The following is a 20,300-nucleotide window of genomic DNA, read 5'->3' on the forward strand; positions in this document are numbered from 1 at the left end:
CAAAGCGCAATCCGGCGCGGGGCAGGTAAGATAATTGCCAGCGGCCCTGCGTCGGGTTGACTTGAAAGTAATAGTTTTTATTTTTATTTAATAACCGTAGAATTTCAACCAAATATAAGGAAGACAATGACTGAAAACACCTTCTTTTTGAATCGCCTCAGTACCGAGCCGCATGCGCTCGTCTTCGGCGGTCAATCCACGCCGTGGGTCAGCTCTCTGGCCGACGAATGCACCGACCCGACGCTGGCGGAGAAGCTCAAGGCGCACGCCGATGCTTCGGATCGCCTGCTTTCGGCGGTAAGGCCGGATCTCTTGGCCACGATGGGTGGCACGGTCGATCTCTTTGGTTTCACGGCCAACCCCGCCAGGCTCGGCGTTGCCGCCGACGCAGCCGCCAGCGTTCCGGGCATCGCCTTGGCGCAATTGGGTGCGCTGATTGACGCGGAAGGCCTCGGCTATAGCGTTGCAGCGGCCAGGCCGATTGCGGTTCTTGGCCATTCCCAGGGCATCATCGCCGAGCACATGGTGGATGCCATCGAAGAAGCTGGCTCCATCGATGCCGCCGCTGACGCCATTGACGAGATCCTCGCCATCGCGCGCCTGATCGGTGCCGCTGGTACCCGCCAGTCCCGTCTGCTGCCGGTCTCCACGAAGTTCGGCGACGCCACCCCGATGCTTTCGGTGCGCGGTGCCACCAAGCGCCAGATCGAGGTCTTGGTAGACCGCGTAGTCAAGCCCCGCGGACCGATTGCGTTCGCCGTGACCAACGCCACCGATAATTACGTGCTTTCCGGCCATCCCGAGGATCTCGCGGCTTTTGCCGTCGAGGTCGGCAAGGAGCACCGTCGTCAGGCCAAGCTTCGCGCCGATAAGGTGCGCGGCGGCGAGGTCTTCGACCCGATCTTGGAATATCTCGAGGTCACCGTTCCCTTCCATTCCCCGCTGATGGCCGAGGCCGTCGAATCCACCGTCAACTGGGCGAAGGAATGCGGCCTTGACGCCGATCGCGCCCGCACACTGGCCAGCGAAGTGCTGGTCAACCACGTCGATTGGGCCGCACGCACCGACGCGCTTTTGAAGAGCACCGACCCCACCAAGCTGTGGATCGTGGATATGGGCCCGGGCAATACCGTTGGCAAGCTTGTGAGCGCTTTGGTGCAGGGCACCGGCGTCGGCGTGGTCGAAGCCGAAAGCGAAGAGTCTCGCGCCGCGCTTTCCACCATGGAAGACGACCCGGTCCGTACGCAGGACTGGCGCAAGTTCGCTCCCAAGGTCATCTCCACGCCCGCAGGCGAGAAGATCCGCACCAAGTTCAGCGATTTGACCGGCAAGCCGCCGGTGCTGCTGGCCGGCATGACCCCGACCACCGTCAACGCGGACATCGTCTCCGCCGCCGCGAACGCCGGTTACTGGACCGAAATGGCCGGTGGCGGGCAGGTCACTTCGGATGTCTTCGACCGCAACATCGCCGACCTCGACAAGGAACTTGAAGAGGGCCGCACCATCGAGTTCAACGCCATGTTCATGGACCGTTACCTCTGGAACCTGCAGTTCGGCCCCGCCGGCATCGTCGCCAAGAAGCGCGCCTCCGGCACCCCGATCGACGGCGTCGTGATCTCCGCCGGCATCCCCGAGCTCGACGAGGCCAAGCAGCTTGTCGCCCAACTCAACGAGCAGGGCTTCCCGTACGTCGCGTTCAAGCCCGGTACCGTCGACCAGATTCGTCAGGTCGTGCGCATCGCCAAGGCCGTCGCCCCCGTCTCCATCATCATGGAGGTCGAAGGCGGAGCCGCAGGTGGTCACCATTCCTGGGAATCTCTCGATGTGCTGCTGATGGACACCTACGCCGACGTGCGCGCCTGCGACAACCTCGTGCTGGTCGCCGGCGGCGGTATCGGCACCCCCGACCGCGCTGCCGACTACATTTCCGGCCAGTGGTCCCGTATCTATGGCAAGCCCGATATGCCGGTGGACGGCGTCCTGATCGGCACCGCCGCGATGACGGCCAAGGAAGCCCATACCAACCCCGACGTCAAGCGCATGCTTGTCGCCACACCCGGCATCTGCGCCAAGCCCGATGATTCCGACCCGTTCGCGCCCCTGGGTGAGAACTGGGTTCCCGCCGGCGTGGTCGCCAAGGGCGGCGTCGCCAGCGGCCTGAGCCACCTGCACGCCGACATCTATGAACTGGAGAACGCCTCCGCCCGTTGCGGCCGCTTGCTCGTTCGTGTCATGAAGCACCCGGAAGAGCTGGAAAGCCGCCGCAACGAGATCATCGAGGCCCTGAACAAGACCTCGCGTCCGTACTTCGGCGACCTCGACAAGATGACCTACGTCCAGTGGGCGCAGCGTTTCGCCGAACTCACCTACCCGTGGGCCGACCCGACCTACGCCGACCGCTTCCTGCACTTGCTGCAGCGCGCCGAAGCCCGTGTCTGCGATCAGGAATCCGGCGAATTCGCCTCCCTGTTCACCTCGCGTGCCGACGTTGAAAACGACCCGCAGGCCGCCATCGACAAGTTGCAGCGTGCCTATCCGCGTGCCGCCGAGGTCACCGTGACCCCGACCGACGTGGCCTGGTTCCCGACGCTGATTCACGAATATCACAAGCCGGTGCCCTTCGTGCCGCAGATCGACAACGATTTGTTGCGTTGGTGGGGCCAGGACCAGCTTTGGCAGTCCGAGGATCCGCGCTATTCCGCCGATTCTGTGCGTGCCATCCCTGGCCCGATTTCCGTGGCTGGTATCACCACCGTCGACGAACCCGTCGGTTCCATCCTCGGCCGCTTCGAAGCCGCCGCGTTGGAACGCACCCGTGAGATCAACGGGGGAGTAGAGCCAGAGGCCGCTTACGCCGAACTTGATGCCGCTAAGACCGCCGAGGACTTCATCCGCAAGTCCCCGAACATCTCCTGGGTCGGCCACCTGATGGCCAATCCCGCCTTCGGCACCCCGAACGGCGATAAGTATTACGAAATTCGGGAAGTGGGCGACGAGGACGGCACCCAGATGTTCGACCTCGACATCCACCTCGACACTTTCTGGGACAACGATCCCGACGGCGGACTTTCCAAGCACGCCGTACGTGACATCGTCATCCCGCTCAACGTCAAGCCGACCGAATCCGGGCTCTTCCCGGTGGTCGACCGCGAGCGCCTGCCAAAGCACGTCTACGCGATGCTGGCCGACACCGCCGGCATCGGCAACACCGCCATCACCGGCGATGAGCTCACGGCCATGCCACAAATCGAGGAGATGAGCGATAAGGTTGCCTTCCCCTACGGCCAGGCCCACACCAGCTACACGCTTTCCGCCAACCTCGGTTACGACCACGAAGCCGCCACGGCCGGCAATATGCCTGGTTCCCTGAACGCCTCGCGTATCGCCCCCGACGCCTTGGTCGGCCCCGCCTGGCCTGCGATCTACACGGCGCTTGGCTCGGTTTACGTCCATGGCTACCCGGTTATCGAAGGCCTCTTAAACGCGGTGCACCTCGACCATCAGATGGAACTTGAGGTCACCGAGGACGAGCTGCTCGCCCACACCGGCGAGAAGATCGACCTGACGAGCTGGGCCGACGCCTACGCCGAGTCCGCTTCCGGCCGCATCGTCACCATCCATGTCACCCACACCGCCATTGACGGCACCGTTCTGGCCCACGAGGTCGAGCGTTTCGCCGTGCGCGGCCGTTCCTATTCCGACGAGTTGCCGGTGGACGTGCCCGATTACGGCGACTATCTGAGCTATCGCAAAGCCCATACCGGTGCAGGCACGCCGTTCAGTGAGGAAGACGATAAGGGACTTGACCCCGTGGTGGCCACCCCGCGTCGCATGTTGCGTCGCGTCACGCTGACCGCTCCCAGCGAGATGACCGCGTTCGCCCGCACTTCCGGCGATTTCAACCCGATCCACACCTCGCATCGTGGTGCCGCGGTTTCCGGCCTCAAAGCCCCGCTGGTGCACGGCATGTGGCTTTCCGCCGCTGCCCAGCACGTCGTGCAGGCGCGTGACGACAAGGGCGCGCATTACGAAATTGTCGGCTGGACCTACAACATGTACGGCATGGTGCAGCTCAATGACAAGGTCGAGATTTCGGTCGAGCGCATCGGCAAACTGCGTCACGGCGGCATGACCCTCGAGGTCACCTGCCGCATCGATGGCAACATCGTCTCCCGTGGCACCGCCGCGGTTCGCCCTCCGCGTTCCGCCTACGTCTATCCGGGCCAGGGCATCCAGCAGCAGGGCATGGTCCTGGACGAGCGTGCCAAGTCCGCCGCTGCCCGGCAGACCTGGGAGCGGGCCGACAAGCTCACCCGCGAAAAGCTCGGCTTCTCGATCCTCGCCATCGTGCGTGACAACCCGAAGACGCTCACGGCCAACGGCGTGACCTATCATCACCCCGATGGCCTCCTGAACCTGACGCAGTTCACTCAGGTGGCGCTCGCCACCGTCGCCTACGCCCAGACCTCCCGTCTGCGCGAGGCCGGCAGCGACATCTGGCCCGCCTACTTCGCCGGCCATTCGCTGGGCGAATACAACGCCCTGAGTTCCTTCGCCGGTATCATCCCGTTCGAGACGGTGCTCGAGCTGGTCTTCCAGCGTGGGTCGGCGATGAACAGCCTCATCGACCGGGACGAGCAGGGCCGTTCCAACTATCGTATGGCCGCCTTGCGCCCGAACCAGTTCGGCGTGGGCGACGACGGCGTGGACGATTACGTCAAGTCCGTCTCCGAAGCCAGCGGCGAGTTCCTGCAGATCGTCAACTACAACCTCTCCGGCCAGCAGTACGTCATCGCCGGAACGCTCAAGGGCCTCAAGGCCCTGCAGGCCGATTCCGCGCGTCGCGTCAAGGAATACGGCGGCAAGCCCGCACTCATGTATGTGCCCGGCATCGACGTGCCGTTCCACTCCATGCTGCTGCGCAAGGGCGTGCCCGACTTCCGCAACAAGCTCGACACCCTGCTTCCGGCGCATATCGACTACTCGCGCCTGGTCGGCCGTTACATTCCGAACCTCGTGGCGACCCCGTTCGAAATGACGAAGGAATTCGCTCGTAAGATCGTTGACGTCGTGCCATCCACCCGTATTCAGGAAGCGCTTGACAACCCGGCGATCTGGGATTCCTACGCCGCCGACGAGCAGAAGCTCGGCCGTTTGCTCTTCACTGAGCTCCTGGCCTGGCAGTTCGCCTCCCCGGTGCGTTGGATCGAGACGCAGGCCATCATGTTCGGCGATCCGGCACAGGGTGGCCTCGGCGTGGAGAACTACGTCGAAGTCGGCCTTGGCAACCAGCCCACGCTCGCGAACCTGGCCACCAAGACCCTGCGTCTGCCTGATTTCTCGGGCAGTGAAGTTGCGGTCTACAACTTGGGCCGCGACGAGCAGCGCGTCTATATGACCGATTCGGATAGCCTGGTTCCTGATACCGATAATGATGACGCTGACGACGTATCGGCATCGGCTTCGGCTCAGCCAGCAGCCGCCGCTTCCGCTCCGGCCGCACAAGCCGCTTCCGCTCCGGCCGCACAAGCCGCTGTCGCACCTGCCGTAGCCGCTTCGGCGCCTGCGGCACCAGCTGCCGCCGCGCCGGCCGCTCCCGTCGCAACTTCCGGCGAACGCCCTGCGGACCTGCCGTTCAAGGCCTCTGATGGCATCGCCATGCTCCTGGCCTACGCGGCTAAGGTGCGCCCCGACCAGATCGGCGACAGCGACACCACCGACACCCTGACCAACGGCGTTTCTTCGCGCCGCAACCAGCTCTTGATGGACATCAGCTCCGAACTCGGCGTGGCATCGGTCGACGGTGCCGCCGAGGCGTCGATCACCGATCTCTATGCTTTGGTCAACAAGGTGGCCCCGAACTACAAGCCGTTCGGCCCGGTGCTTTCCGACATCGTGCGCGACCGTATTCGCGGTCTCTTCGGCGCTTCCGGCATCAAGCTTTCCCAGATCGAAAAGCGCGTCACCGATACTTGGCAGCTCGGCCAGGGCTGGGTGGACTACGTGCTCGGCACGTTGGTGCTCGAAACCCGCGAAGGCACGTCCTCGCGCGGTGACGACCTCGCCAGCCTCAACACTGCCCAGGTCTCCAACGCCAACGACGCCAACGCGCTGATCGACGCGGCCGTGCAGAAGGTCGCCGCCGATCATGGCATAACCGTGGCCCTACCGAGTGCTGGCGGTGCCGGCGGTTCGGTGGTCGATTCCGCAGCGCTCGATGCCTTTGCCGAGAAGGTCACCGGTGCCGACGGTGTGCTTGCCAAGACCGCCCGCTTCGTGCTTGATGAGCTCGATATCAAGGCTCCCGTCGTCGCCGAAGACGAGGACGAGGATGCCGCCGTGGTCGAAGCCGTCGAGGCCGAGCTCGGCAGCGATTGGGGCGATCAGGTCGCCCCGCGCTTCGATGAGCGCAAGGCCCTGTTGCTCGATGACCGTTGGGCCACCGCGCGTGAGGATCTCGCTCGTCTCTACTACAACCACGACCAGAAAGTCGCCTCACTGAGCTTCATCGGCGCAGGCCACGAGGTCGCCGATCAGGCCACTTGGTTCGCTTCCAAAGCCGAAACCGACGGGAACACGATTCTGTCCTCCACCTTCAACCGCATCGCGGTCGAGGCACGCAGCAATGCTAAGAACGATCCGAAGGCGTCCCGCTTTGCCGGTGACGTCGCCGTGGTCACCGGCGTGGCCCCGAATTCCATCGCAGGCCAGGTCGTCGAAGGCCTGTTGGCCGGCGGTGCGACGGTGATCGCCACCTCCCACAGCTTCAAGCAGTCGGTGAAGGCTTGGGCCGAGCAGATCTACCGCGAACATGCGGTCGGCGATGCCGAGCTCTGGCTGGTTCCGGCCAACCTTTCCAGCTACCGCGACGTAGATGCCCTCGTCAAGTGGGTCGGCGGCGTGAGCAAGAAGACCACCGGCGCCACCACCACGATCCTGAAGCCGGCCTACGAGCCGAGCCTCTTCTTCCCGTTCGCGGCACCTCCGGTGCACGGCACCATGGCCGACTCCGGCCAGCTCTTCGAATCGCAGGCACGCCTGATGCTCTGGGGCGTCGAGCGCGCGATCACCGGCTTCGCGGCCATCGGCGGCGACACCGACGTGCAGCATAAGCTCCACGTCGTCCTGCCCGGTTCCCCGAACCGCGGCGTCTTCGGCGGCGACGGTGCGTACGGCGAAGTCAAGGCCTCGTTCGATGCCATCGTCACCCGCGCACGTGCCGAGAAGGATTGGTCCGGCAGGGTCACCTTCGCTCACCCGCTGATTGGCTGGGTGCGTGGCACCGGCCTGATGGGTGGCAACGATCCACTGGTCGACGTGGTCGAACGCCATGGCATCCGTACCTATTCCACCGAAGAGATCGCGCAGCAACTGCTCGACCTGGCCGATGCCAGTGCCCGCAAGGAGGCTGAAAAGGCCCCGCTTCGCGCCGATCTGACCGGTGGCTTGGGCAGCGAGCCCATTGACATCACCGCGCTTCGCGCCGAAGCCGAGGCCGACAAGGCCAATTCCGCCGCGGCAAGCGCCGACGAGAACGCCGAGACCGGCGATGTCAGCGCCAAGAACAAGGACGGCAAGGCGACGCTCATCAAGGCGCTGCCCACCCCGAACCCGCCGCGTCAGGCCGAGGTCGACTTGGCTGATTGGCGCAACGTGACCGTCAAGCCCGAAGACCAGATCGTCATCGTCTCCATCGGCGAGCTGGGTCCGTGGGGCTCCGGCCGCACCCGCAGCGAGGCCGAGCTTGGCATCCACCCAGACGGCAGCGTTGATCTCTCCGCAGGAGCGGTGCTCGAGCTGGCCTGGAACATGGGCCTGGTCACTTGGCAGGACAGCCCGAAGGCCGGCTGGTACGATGCCGACGGCAATCTCGTGCCTGAAGAGGACATCGCCGAGCGTTATCACGACGAGGTCGTGGCCCGCTCCGGCCTGCGTCCATTCGACAACGGCATGGGCAGCGGCGACTATCAGAACGACACCGCCAGCGGCGAAGTGGAGATCTACCTCGACCACGAGGTCACCTTCAATGTGCCGAGCGAAGAAGTCGCGCAGCAGTACGTCGTCATGGACGCCGAGCACACCACGGTCGCCCAGGATGAGGAATCCGGCGAGTGGAGCGTCACCCGCGAGCCTGGTTCGATGATTCGCGTGCCCAAGCGCTTCGCGATGACCCGCACCGTCGGCGGCCAGTTCCCGAAGGGCTTCGATCCGGTCAAGTGGGGCATTCCGGCCTCCATGGTCGGCGAGGTTGACGAGATTGCTCTGTGGAACATCGTCACCACGGTCGACGCCTACCTTTCCGCGGGCTTCAGCCCCTCTGAGGTTCTGCAGACGATTCATCCTTCGATGGTCGCCTCCACGCAAGGCACCGGTTTCGGCGGCATGGCCAGCATGCGCAAGCTCTATCTCGACCGCTTCCTGGGTCACGAGATCCCGACCGACATTTTGCAGGAAGCCCTGCCGAACGTCGTCGCCGCGCATGTCATGCAGTCCTACATCGGCGGCTACGGCAACATGGTCCAGCCGGTTTCGGCCTGCGCCACCGCCGCGGTCTCGCTGGAAGAGGGCGTCGACAAGATCGCCTTGCACAAGGCTGACTTCGTGGTCACCGGCGCGATCGACGATATCGGCGTGGATTCGGTGATCGGCTTCGGCAACATGGGTGCCACCGCCGACGCGAACGTGATGTATGGCAAGGGCATCTCCGACCGCTTCTTCTCCCGTTCCAACGACCGTCGCCGTGACGGCTTCGTGGAGTCCGAGGGCGGCGGCACGATGCTCGTCACCCGTGGCGATATCGCGCTGAAGATGGGTCTGCCGGTGGCGGCCGTGGTCGGTTACGTCCACAGCTTCGCCGACGGCGCGCACACCTCGATCCCGGCTCCGGGCCTTGGCGCTCTGGCCGCGGCTCAGGGTGGTAAGAGCTCCCAGCTGGTCCGCCAGTTGGCACCTCTCGGCGTCACCCCCGACGACATCGCCGTGGTATCCAAGCACGATACGTCCACCAACGCCAACGATTCCAACGAATCCGAGCTGCACAACTCCATCCAGCACGCCATCGGCCGCAACGACGGCAACCCGCTGTTCGTCATCTCGCAGAAGAGCCTCACCGGCCACGCGATGGGCGGCGCCGCGATCTTCCAGATCGACGGCCTGACCCAGCTGTTCAAGTCTGGTGTCATCCCGGCCAACGCGTCGCTCGACTGCGTTGACCCGAAGATGCGCAAGGACGACCACATGGTCTGGCTTCGCAAGCCGCTCAATATCGGCTCCATCAAGGCCGGCCTGGTCACCTCCCTCGGCTTCGGCCACGTCTCAGGCTTCGTCGCCCTTGTGCACCCGGGTGCCTTCGAGGCGGCCGTTGCCAATGAGTACGGCCAGGATGCGCTCGACGAGTGGCGCAAGCGCGCCAACGAGCGTCTGGCCCGTGGCGAGCGTCGTCGCCTGATGGGCATGATGGGCGAGGCCCCGCTTTATGAGGAGATCGACAACCGTCGCTTCCGCGAGGATTCGAAGGCCTACAACGCTCATGAGGTCGAAAAGGCGATGCTTCTCAACCCGGACGCCCGCCTCGGTGCCGACGGTTACTTCGAGTGAACCCCTGGGTGTTGGCGCTGTAGTATAAACACCGAATGCTGAAACGTAGGCCCTTGGCTGTTGGCGATATCACCAACAGCCAAGGGCCTACGTTTCGTTGTCGAGTGGATAGGAGTGGATAGAAAACCCGTTCGGCTTTGTGCACAAACAATTTGTTTGTGCGATGAAGCCAGACGGGTCTTTCATATTTAAAGGAGGACCGGTTTTAATCCTGTGTATCCGTAGCGTCTTTTCCGTTCGCGTCACGTTCCGGGTTGCCGCCTGCGTTGTCGTTGTCGGCAATCGTATCGTCGTCGTTGAGCGTGATGCCATTCAAAGCGTCCATGAAATTTCTGTTTTTGAACGCGGTGAGAGCGGCGTCCAGGCGTTTGTTCATCCCTTCGGTAAGGGAACGCGAGTATGCCGAAATAACCAGCCAGGCGCATATATACAGCACGATGAACAGGATGACGAAAACAAGCATCTCTTTGCTGATCAGACATTTCTTGCCGCCGCTGATGAAGACCCAGAGCGCTGTCAGCAAAAGCGTGGAGATGCCATGGAGCGGAATGATGATCATCCAGGGAAGGTCCGTGCAGAACAGGGCCAGAGCCAGTTCGCCGAGGATGACATCGATGATCAGCATCGCAGCCATGCTGGTGCGTCCGATAGGTATCCATCCAGGAATGAACAGCTCGACGACGGCCAATGTCAACGCCCCTAACATCGGTCCCTTGACGGCGTATTCCAAAATCATACGAAGCAATGAGTCATTGTCGGAAGGACGCAGCAACGCGCTGACGCTGCCTGCGGGACTATGCAAGTTCTTCACGATTATGCTCCTATCATTTCGCGCAGGCCGGGGACGTAACGACGGCCGACTATCTCTTCCAGACCACCGTCAAGATTTGCGCTCATATTCCCTGCGTAGCTGAGTTTCAGCGAGCGAAGATGACGGATATTGATGATCGCCTGACGTGATATGCGAATGAATTCCGGGGGCAGTCGGGTCATGAAATGGACGAGCGTGTCGTGGACGGAAAGAATGGTGATCGCCGGTTTGCTTCTTTTGGCGCCGTTGGCATTGACAAGGATTTGAACACTCAGCGATTCGTCGTTGACTTCGACGGCAACGATTGCCGCTGTCGGCACCATCTCGAAACCGCCATTGGTGTCGATGGCGATCGTGGACGTGTTGTGCCATTTGAGTCCTTTGATCGACTGCATCAGCTGTATGGTTTCGTCGTTGGCCTCGTTGGCCTCTACAATGACATTCACTTCGCCCTGTGGCAATTCAGGATTCGCGCGGAACGTAATACTCATAGGCCCCACCTTATCCTTTCTTTTTTGGTAATCGTCCTGCCTATACAACGTTTTGCATCGCCATTCATCGCGGATCTTTCATAAGCAGCAACGCTACAATAATACATTTTATGCATGAAATTGTATACTTTCCGCTATTTGAATTTACGTTCAGCCCCATTTCAGCACCGTTTAACCCGCCCTGTGGATTACTGACTGGTTCGCTTGCTCGATGCTTCGTTGTGGTGTGTTATATTAATTATTGATGGGTTTAGAGAGGGTTCATTGGCTCATGCCTATGTGAGTCGATGAAACGTGGAACGCACTAGGTAGACGGGAGCAGTGATGAAGTTGTTGAAAAAGATTGTAATCGCCCTGTTTGTCGCAGTGACGGTGTGCGTTGCCCCAGTTGCGGCGAATGCGGCTGAGCGCGTCGACATGGCTTCCGATCAAGTAGTCGCCTCCCAGAATTCCGTGATCGAGTCGGCTCCTCAAAGTGCCAGAGTCCCCATTACCCCGGTTGAGGGTGATACGTTGAACTGCAACGAAGTGGGTCAGGCCCATGTGCAGCAGTGCCTGGCCAATCAGCCCCGTAGCGCCATCAGTGCCGGCACGTCGGTCAGGTTCAATTGGTGGGTGATCGCGATGTTTACCGCTTTCGATGTCACCGTTTTGGCTGTGGTCTATGTCTATGAAGCGAACAAGGATGCGGGCAATGTTCTTGCCCAGCATTGCAGCGGTCGTTATTTGAACGGATAAACGATATTCGAATTGGTCCGGATTAATCTAGATCAATAGTTCGGCGGTTCAACAGATACCAGAATGGTTGTTGAACCGCCGACCTTTTTCGGTTTTTACGGTTCATTCGTGCCCGGACGTCAAGGCGCTCGTTGATGTTGTTGGTGAAACCGTAGTAGGCGAGTATGCCGGTCCCAATGACCGCGTACACCAGAATGAATCCGATAATGAACAGGACGGGCTCCTCGTGGAACACGTGCCACTGCCATCCGTTGATGCGGATTCAGGCAATGCAGATCACCAATATCACACCAGGTGTGCGGGAGTAATGACGAACAGGGGCAGGTCGGAACGTTGGAAGGCAAGGGTGATGATGCCTATGATTGCGTCGATGAGCAGCATCGTGCCCATTCCGAATCGGGTGATCGGCACGATGCGAGAATGAGTATCTCGATGAGTATTGCGGTGCACGAGCCGAAGAGGATGCCTCTGATGGCATAGTTGATGACATCATATACCAAGGTTTTGCGTTCGGCCGGCGCTTGGCATTCCCCGACGGAGTCGGAATCGGTGGGGATTCCTGTCCGATTCCGTCGTCACGGCGATATGGTTTTGGTCTGAATTCTTCATATACTGCCAAACCTTATGCTCCTATGGTTTTCCGAAGATTTGCGACATATCGCCGCCCCACGGTCTCCTCTATACCGGCGTCAAGGCTGGCCGTCATGTTGCCGGAATAGCTCAATTTCAATGACCGCAAATGATTGATGTTGATGACTGTCTGACGCGATATTCTTGTGAACTCGTTGGGCAACCGTGTAAGAAAATGGGCGAGGGTGTCGCGGGTGGCGATTGTTCTGTTCGGCATCCGCGAATTTTGTAGCGTCGTCTTGCCTGCCGGCAGGCGCAGGAGGAGCATTTCGTTGTGGACCTCGACGGCGATGATCGAGGCTACTGGTATGAGCTCCAGGCTTTCATCGGTGCTGACCACGATCGTAGTGGTGTTTAGCTGGCTCATTTTTTTGATGCCCTGCAAGAGCTGCATCACTTCGTCGCTCGCATTCGATGCCTCGACGATGACATCCACTTTGTCGTCTGGGAGATCGGGATTTGCACGGAATATGATGCTCATAAATGCTCTGCCTGCTCTTTCTATCGAATCCGTACGAGCGTCTTTTTCGTATGTCAATAAGTATTAATCTGATGTAATAATAGTTCGATAATGTCAATTATGTATAATAGCAGTTCAAATCGATTAACTTGTCCGATGTAACTTAAAAATAGATACATGTTATCTGTATATGTTTATCAGCTACGACGTCGTCGACGATGACGATGGGAAACTGCATGCCCGGCCTTGGCCGTCCTGTAATTTCATATCGGGCAGGTAGCATGAAACCGTGATTGACTTGCAGCAGGGCACCGGCCCGACTTCGTGCGGTTCGCGCGTGCTCGGGGTTGGACACGACGTCGTGGACGTCTCAGCGTTCGCCGAACAATTGAGCGAGCCCGGAGCTCATGGCAGGTTGCTGTTTTCGACGCGTGAATCAAGGCAGGCTGCCAGCCGTGCCAAGGCAAAACATGACGGTGAAGCGGTGCACTTGGCCGCTCGGTGGGCAGGCAAGGAGGCCGTACTTAAAGCGTGGTGCGAGGCGTTGGGCGATCACCCGAACCCTTATACGCTGGATGATTTCCCGTGGACGCAGGTCGAGATTCTCGACGATTCGCGCTCGCGCCCCCATGTGGTGTTGAGCGCGGCTTGCGAGGCAATGTTGCGCAAATCGCTGGCTGGGCAGGATTTGCTGCGTTGGCATATTTCGTTGAGTCATGACGGGCCGGTGGCCTCGGCCGTCGTGCTGCTGGTTTGTGATGTTGGTATGGATTGATTGGCTGGGCTGTCGGGATAGCATCAACAATGATGATAGTTATCTTATATAGTGATATGTCAAACGTTATATGTTCGCCTTGAGGCAGATTTGAAGATTCTTGTTTGATTTTCCAAAACGAATCGTCTTGAAAATGAATATCGTATATTTGATTCAATTTTATTTGAATACGTTGTAATATAACGATTTTCATGTATAAAAATAAGAAATATATAATAATTATTGAATATAAAATTCCTGATAGATAGATATATCAATATTATCCGTTAATCTGTGATGCAAGTTATGGTACTATGTCGTTGTCATTAAGTTTATCGTTCGACGTTTTGGTTTTTGGGTTCATATTGAGAACGATACGATTTTGCCAGTGCTGAATGCGGACATGCAATTGGGGTGATTGCGGTCTGATTGTTGAGGGAAAGGACAGGCAGGAGTGAAAAGGACAACGAAGATCGTCGGTTTGCTGCTTGGCGTGGCCATGCTTGTCGGCCCTGTGGCCGCCAACGCGAGTCAAAGTGCGGCAGACGCTGCGGGCTCGGCCACGATGTCGCAGAATTCATCCGTGGCGAGTGCCAATGGTGACGATGCCGCAAAAGTGCCGCGGGATTCATCGTCGGCTGCCGGGGACTCGCAATCCGGGTCTGATGCCGACAAGGCTGATACGCAGGCCAAGGGCAGCAACGTACAAAGCGAAGGCGCGTCCGTGCAGAAGTCTTCAAGCCAAGGAACGTCTAAGTCTTTGCCGACTCTTGCGCAATCACCTTCCGCGCAGGGCGAGTGCGGTGCCGGCGACGCGGCAAGCGGTATGTGGGGCGACGCCCCATGGGAGCTGTGCGACGGCACCCTGACCGTCAGCCGTGGGGTCATCACCGGATGGGGGAGTGGCGCCATCGGCAACTCCGGAGGTGGCAGTGTAGCTAATCATCCTTGGGACAACAACGCCGTCAAGAGCATCGTCCTTCAGCCGGGCGTCCTGCTCAATTCGGACTCGGGCTGGGCATTCGCATCGATGCCGAACCTTGAGCATATTTCTGGTCTGGACTCTGTCGATGTGCGCTATGCCCGCAGTCTTTGGGGGCTGTTCCGAGACGATCCGAAACTGCAAAGCGTCGATTTCGGCTCCGCGAACCTGATTCTAAACGCGCAACAACTTTCCTACATGTTTGCCGGTGACACTTCGCTGACCGGCCTCGATCTGTCGGCGTTAAAGGTTTCGCAGAATTATGGTGCGACTGTCAGTGCCGACAACATGTTCCTCGACTGCTCGAATCTGCACGGCGTCACCGGCCTGAACACGATGGCCCCTGCCGGTTATGGAAAGATCAACAATCTTGATTCCATGTTCAAGGGCGCGAGCAGTCTGCAAAGTCTCAACCTTTCCGGGTTTGACGCTTCGGCCGTTTCAAGCACCGCCGACATGTTCAATGGTGACGTTGCCTTGACAACGCTCAATCTCGACGGCTTCGACACCTCTAATGTGAACTGGATGGGCCGTATGTTCCTGAATTGTCAGAACCTTGCTTCCATTCCGATTGGGCATTTCAACACTCGTAACGTACGGGATATGACCAGCATGTTCGATGGCTGCCATAAGGTCGAAAATCTTGACATATCGAGTTTCGATACCACGAACGTGACCTCGATGGGCTATATGTTCAACGAGTGTAACAGCCTCAAGAAAATCACCGGACTCAACCATTTCAACACGTCCGCAGTGAATGACATGCGCATGATGTTCAACGATTGCTTCCACCTCGATCGTCTTGACGTTTCCGGCTTTGATACCGCCAACGTCACCACTATGCAATACATGTTCCGTTTTAACAGCGACGCGACGAATCCCAACGCCATCACCGTGCTGGATGTTTCGAACTTCAATATGGCTCGTGTGGCGAATGCAAGCGCGATGTTCGCACAGGATCGCACCCTTATAACGCTTACCATGCCGGCTTCCGCAAGCCCTGCGCTCACCGATGCCAGCGTCATGTTCTTTGAGGACGGGAAAATCGAGGCCCTCGATCTGAGGAACCTCAACACCGCCGGCGCCAATACCGGCTCTATGTTCGCCGGCGCCACAGCGCTCGCAAGGCTTGATCTGGGGCCCAGCACGCTGATCAAGCCGGGGTCGTTCAACGGCACGAATCCTCCGCTCGGCGATGCCACGAGCGGCGAATGGGTGAAGGTCTCGGCCAACGCCGGGGACAAGGTTCATTGCGCCGACGCCGATGACAATCTTTATCAGGTCAAAAACGCGGCGTGGAGCAGCTGCGTCACCAATCCCACTCCTGGTCAGCAGGCGTCGCACGTGCTTGAGGCCTATGCGTCAGCTTCCCATCCCGGCACCTACATCTGGGGCCAGCGGGCCACGGTGAGGATGAAGAATGTCGACCCGACCCAACCTGCAGGCGATGCCAACATGGCCGTTGACCATGTGTACGGCATGAAGATCGATAATGCGTTTGTCTACAACGCTTCCGGCAATGCCAGCACAGTGAACGTCAGCAATTTCGTCGATTACACCGTTCCTGGTGCTCCCGATCATGATGAAAACAGTTACATATTCAATGGCTGGAACACGCTCGCCGACGGCAGCGGCACCACCTATCAGCCAGGGGACACCATTACGCTGAACGCGGGGACCACCAAGCTCTACGCGCATTGGCAAAAGATCGCAATCCCCGTCAGCGGCGGGAATGGCAGTGGTTCCGGAACCAGCGGCACGACGCCTGCTCAGGGCGGCGGTTCAGGTTCCGGTAATGGCGGAAGCGGCACCAGCGGTTCGAACGGCTTCGGCTCCAATTCCGGTTCAGATAATGGTTCCAATGGGTCTAATGGTTCCAATGGCAGCACAGGCAATGGAAGCAATTTCAGCGGTTCGGGTTCCGGCAATGGCAATAATGCCGATGCCTCTAATACCGCTGCCAATTCCAACAACCCGAATGGTTCCACAATTACGAACGGGTCAGGCACCACGGCTGTCGGAAACAGCCAGACGGTGGGCATGCAGGCCCCGGCGTTGACTCCGGCGGCTGCCCCGGTCGCGTCATCTGTCGCCCCGCTGGCTTTGCCGGTATCCTTTGTGGTTGCGGCTGCCCCGGTTGTCGGCGCCCCGGCGGCTACGGTGGGCACGCCGACGCCAGCGGTTACCGCCGCGTTGGCTGCTCGCGCTGCAACCCCGCTTCGGGCCACTCCTACAGCTCCCACTGTTCCTGCCGATCCAATGCCCAATCAGGACAACGGCATTCCCGCACCGACCGCGCCGCACAACCGCACCAAGCAATGTGTCAATGCTGCCGAGCAATCGGCGTACACCGTCAGCTGGCTTGAGCCCGCGGCCTCGGCTGCCCCGCTTTGCGGCGAACCGAGCTCTGCGCCTGCACATGCGCAGTTGTCGATGGCGGATTTGTGGTGGGTTCTCCTGATCATGGCCGTCGCCGTGCTCACCATGATCGTTTATCGTCGTTATGCGGCTCAGAGCGAAACCGTGGCACATCACCGTAATCAAACCGAGTGATTTGGTACGGTTTTGACCCCTGAAAATGGGAGCCAACCGATAGCTAAACGCTCAAATATATGCGATGCCGTCGCCTATGCAGATATGTTTTTCTCTGCAGGTGGCGGCATTCGTCATCGCTGGGCATTTTTGCTTTGATTATGTGTTATCGATGTTGATGTTTTATGTTATTATGTAGCTACCTACCGGTCGGTAACTAAGTGGTTATCCTGAAACACAGGAATGGCCGGGCCGGCAATAACTGAATCAACATAGGTGTAGCGCAACGCTCAGAGATGAGCCTTGTGGGAATACAGAAAGGTTGCACAATGACCAATCAGACAACACCGGTAACGAGCGCCAAAGATCTCAGTGTAGAAGAGCAGGCAGCTCTGACCAGCGGCACCAATCCGTGGAGCATCGGCACGGTGCCCGAAAAGGGACTGCCGAACTATACGATCACCGACGGCCCTCACGGACTGCGCAAGGCGCAGAATCTCGAAGGCATGGATGTCGAACAGGCCGTCCCCGCCACCTGCTTCCCCCCGGCTGCAGGCATGTCGTCGAGCTGGAACCCGGATCTGGTCAAGGAGACCGGCGAAGCCATGGGTGAGGAGTGCGTCCAGGAGCAGGTCGCCGTCATTCTCGGCCCCGGCATCAACATCAAGCGCAACCCGCTGGGCGGTCGCTGCTTCGAATTTTGGAGCGAGGATCCGTATCTGGCCGGGCATGAGGCCTGCGGCGAGGTCGAAGGCATCCAGTCCAAGGGCGTCGGTACGTCACTGAAGCATTTTGCGGCCAACAACCAGGAGACCGATCGTATGCGCGTGAGCGCCAATATGTCGCAGCGCACCCTGCGTGAGATTTATCTTCCCGGCTTCGAACACATCGTCAAGACCGCCCAGCCTTGGACGATCATGTGCTCCTACAACAAGATCAATGACGTCTATTCTTCACAGAACAAGTGGCTGCTGACCGATTTGCTGCGTGGTGAGTGGGGCTTCAAGGGCATCGTCATGTCCGATTGGGGTGCTGTGCACGACCGCGCCGCCGCCCTCAACGCCGGCCTCAACCTTGAGATGCCGCCGACCAGCACCGATGACAAGATCATCCACGCCGTTCGCGACGGTGAGATCAAGCCCGAGCAGCTTGAGAAGATGGCCCAAGGCATGATCGATCTGGTCAACAAGACCCGTCCGGCCATGGAAAAGGGCAAGGCCGGCTATCGTTACGACGTCGACGCGCATGATGATGTCGCGCGTCGCGCCGCCCGTGAGGCCATAGTTCTGTTGAAGAACGAGGATGGCCTGCTGCCGGTGAAGTCCGGCACCAAGCTAGCCGTCATCGGCGAATTCGCCCGCACCCCGCGTTATCAGGGCGCTGGTTCTTCGCTCATTAATCCGAACAAGCTCACCAGCTTCCTCGATGCGTTGAACGATCGTGGCGTTAAGGCGGACTTCGCTCCCGGCTTCACGCTCGATGACGACGCGCAGGATCCTGCACTGACCAGCGAGGCCGTCAACACCGCCAAGGGCGCCGATACCGTGCTGCTCTTCCTCGGCCTGCCTGCCGAATACGAATCCGAAGGCTTCGACCGCACCTCGCTTGACATCCCTGCCAAGCAGGTTGAGCTCTTGAAGGCCGTTTCCGCGGCGAACAAGAACGTCGTGGTCATTCTCTCCAATGGCTCCGCGGTCTCCATGCCGTGGGCTGGCGATGCCAAGTCCATCCTCGAAGCATGGCTGCTGGGCCAGGCCGGTGGCGCCGCAACCGCCGATGTTGTCTTCGGTGATGCGAACCCGTCCGGCAAGCTCGCGCAGACCATCATCAACGATTTGGACGACGATCCGACCATGATGAACTGGCCAGGCGCGGAAGGCCAGGTCGACTATGGTGAGGGCGTCTATGTCGGCTATCGCTACTACGACACCTTCCATAAGCCGGTCATGTATCCGTTCGGCTATGGTCTTTCGTACACCACCTTTGAAGTAACCGGAGCCAAGGCCGAGAAAACCGGCCCGCAGTCCGCTCGCGTCACCGCGACCGTGAAGAACACGGGCAATGTGGCCGGCGCGGAGGTCGTGCAGTTCTATGTCGCCCCGCCGAAGGAATCCGTCGCGCGTCCTGTCCACGAGCTCAAGGGCTTCAAGAAGGTCTATCTGGAGCCTGGCGAGTCCGCCGAGGTTTCCGTTGATCTTGATTCCCGTGCGTTCGCCTATTGGTCTGAGCGTTTCGAAGGCTGGAAGGTCGAGGAGGGCGAATACAAGGTTGAGGTCGCCACATCGTCCCGCGATATTGCCGACACCGTTTCCGTCGATATTGACGACGACGGCAAGACCGCCAAGCTCAACGAGTGGTCCACCCTCAGAGAATGGAAGGACGACCCGATCGGTGGCCCGATTGTCACCAGGGCCGTGGCTAAGCTCGACAAGCAGTTCGGACACAACATCATGCCCGACAGCTCGCTGAACGTGATGTTCCTCGACAGCTGTCCCGTCGGCGGTATGGCGATGATGCTCGGCGCCGATGTGGCCGAGGCGCTCTCTACTGAACTGCGGACCCAATATGCCGAAGTCACCAAGTGACTTTCCGGTCCCCGCAATTCAACGGTTTACTGATTCACTGAATCGCTGAATGTGCAAACAGGGCGTGCCGTCCGTTATCTCTCGCGGGCGGCACGCCCTGTTTGTAGGCTTTGTTGCTGGTTTTGTTTCGTCTTGTGGTCTTGTGTTCTTGCGTGTTTGTGTCTTGTGTGTCGGTGTTGTAGGTCAGCCTATTCCGATGGTTTCCGGCGGCTTGTGCAAATCGGATTTTGGGATTTGATGTGGGGCATGGTGCGTTTTGTGGATTTCGTGTTCTTTCGAAGCAGGGATACCTGCGCAACCGCAATTGCGCGTAACCCTAAAATAGGGGCTTCTCACAATCGCGCACAACCTTAAAATAGGGACGCCCGTACTCGTAATCGCTCATAGCCTTGAAATGGAGACACCCCGTAATTTCAATTGATCACTACCTTGAGACGTGACCCAAACCGGCAGGTGTCGCCAATTCCATGCTTCGTGTATACTGAAAATCGTTGTTTTGTGCGTCTTTCAAGTCGCATTAAACGGCACGCGGATGTAGCTCAATGGTAGAGCCTCAGTCTTCCAAACTGATTACGCGGGTTCGATTCCCGTCATCCGCTCCCATCGCGACGATGGACAGGTTCCAAACCTATTCTCGGTTATAGGTCTTCTTCTATTGTCGTTCGGTGTCATACGCGAAATGTAACGCGTCGTCTCGCTGGAAGCCCTGATGGAGGATGC

Annotated in this window: 9 protein-coding genes and 1 tRNA gene; 7 read left to right on the top strand and 3 right to left on the bottom strand. The window is 59.3% G+C overall.

All coding sequences use genetic code 11. The features are described from left to right. The first annotated feature begins 126 nt into the window (after window positions 1–126). Window positions 127–9,597 (top strand): type I polyketide synthase, encoded by a 9,471-nt coding sequence (locus PT275_RS00060; RefSeq protein ID WP_277151146.1) that lies wholly within the window; start codon window positions 127–129, stop codon window positions 9,595–9,597. A gap of 205 nt (window positions 9,598–9,802) precedes the next feature. On the opposite strand, the gene PT275_RS00065 is transcribed toward PT275_RS00060, so the two are convergent. Further along, on the bottom strand, window positions 9,803–10,408 hold the full coding sequence (locus PT275_RS00065; RefSeq protein WP_277151148.1) for a hypothetical protein: 606 nt from the start codon (window positions 10,406–10,408) through the stop codon (window positions 9,803–9,805). Between the two features lie 2 nt (window positions 10,409–10,410). After that, window positions 10,411–10,899, bottom strand: coding sequence for a LytTR family DNA-binding domain-containing protein (locus PT275_RS00070; RefSeq protein WP_277151150.1), 489 nt, complete (start codon window positions 10,897–10,899; stop codon window positions 10,411–10,413). Window positions 10,900–11,223: 324 nt separating this feature from the next. On the opposite strand from PT275_RS00070, the gene PT275_RS00075 reads away from it, so the two are divergent. Both PT275_RS00075 and PT275_RS00080 read left to right on the top strand, forming a co-directional pair. Beyond that, on the top strand, window positions 11,224–11,637 hold the full coding sequence (locus PT275_RS00075; RefSeq protein WP_277151152.1) for a hypothetical protein: 414 nt from the start codon (window positions 11,224–11,226) through the stop codon (window positions 11,635–11,637). A 294-nt stretch (window positions 11,638–11,931) separates the two neighbouring features. Further along, window positions 11,932–12,117, top strand: a complete 186-nt coding sequence (locus tag PT275_RS00080) for a hypothetical protein (RefSeq protein ID WP_277151154.1) — start codon at window positions 11,932–11,934, stop codon at window positions 12,115–12,117. Window positions 12,118–12,259: 142 nt separating this feature from the next. Here the strand turns inward: PT275_RS00080 and PT275_RS00085 are convergent, their stop codons facing one another. Next, window positions 12,260–12,748 carry a LytTR family DNA-binding domain-containing protein gene (locus PT275_RS00085; protein ID WP_277151156.1) on the bottom strand — a complete coding sequence of 163 codons (489 nt, stop codon included), beginning with the start codon at window positions 12,746–12,748 and terminating at the stop codon, window positions 12,260–12,262. Between the two features lie 316 nt (window positions 12,749–13,064). On the opposite strand from PT275_RS00085, the gene PT275_RS00090 reads away from it, so the two are divergent. The 4 genes from PT275_RS00090 to PT275_RS00105 all read left to right on the top strand — a co-directional run bounded on the left by PT275_RS00090 (window position 13,065) and on the right by PT275_RS00105 (window position 20,179). After that, window positions 13,065–13,502, top strand: coding sequence for a holo-ACP synthase (locus PT275_RS00090; protein WP_277153585.1), 438 nt, complete (start codon window positions 13,065–13,067; stop codon window positions 13,500–13,502). Window positions 13,503–13,935: 433 nt separating this feature from the next. Continuing rightward, window positions 13,936–17,016, top strand: a complete 3,081-nt coding sequence (locus PT275_RS00095) for a BspA family leucine-rich repeat surface protein (protein ID WP_277151158.1) — start codon at window positions 13,936–13,938, stop codon at window positions 17,014–17,016. A gap of 308 nt (window positions 17,017–17,324) precedes the next feature. Further along, window positions 17,325–19,580, top strand: coding sequence for an exo-alpha-(1->6)-L-arabinopyranosidase (locus PT275_RS00100; RefSeq protein WP_277151161.1), 2,256 nt, complete (start codon window positions 17,325–17,327; stop codon window positions 19,578–19,580). Between the two features lie 528 nt (window positions 19,581–20,108). Next, window positions 20,109–20,179 (top strand) — tRNA-Gly (locus PT275_RS00105). Window positions 20,180–20,300 lie beyond the last annotated feature (121 nt).

This window comes from Bifidobacterium sp. ESL0745, from assembly GCF_029433335.1.
Lineage (GTDB): Bacteria > Actinomycetota > Actinomycetes > Actinomycetales > Bifidobacteriaceae > Bifidobacterium.

Bases quoted from the DNA above. Each gene is read 5' to 3' on its own strand.
- PT275_RS00060 (WP_277151146.1), top strand. From the start codon at position 127: ATGACTGAAAACACCTTCTTTTTGAATCGCCTCAGTACCGAGCCGCAT.
- PT275_RS00070 (WP_277151150.1), bottom strand. From the start codon at position 10,899: ATGAGTATTACGTTCCGCGCGAATCCTGAATTGCCACAGGGCGAAGTG.
- PT275_RS00075 (WP_277151152.1), top strand. From the start codon at position 11,224: ATGAAGTTGTTGAAAAAGATTGTAATCGCCCTGTTTGTCGCAGTGACG.
- PT275_RS00085 (WP_277151156.1), bottom strand. From the start codon at position 12,748: ATGAGCATCATATTCCGTGCAAATCCCGATCTCCCAGACGACAAAGTG.
- PT275_RS00100 (WP_277151161.1), top strand. From the start codon at position 17,325: ATGACCAATCAGACAACACCGGTAACGAGCGCCAAAGATCTCAGTGTA.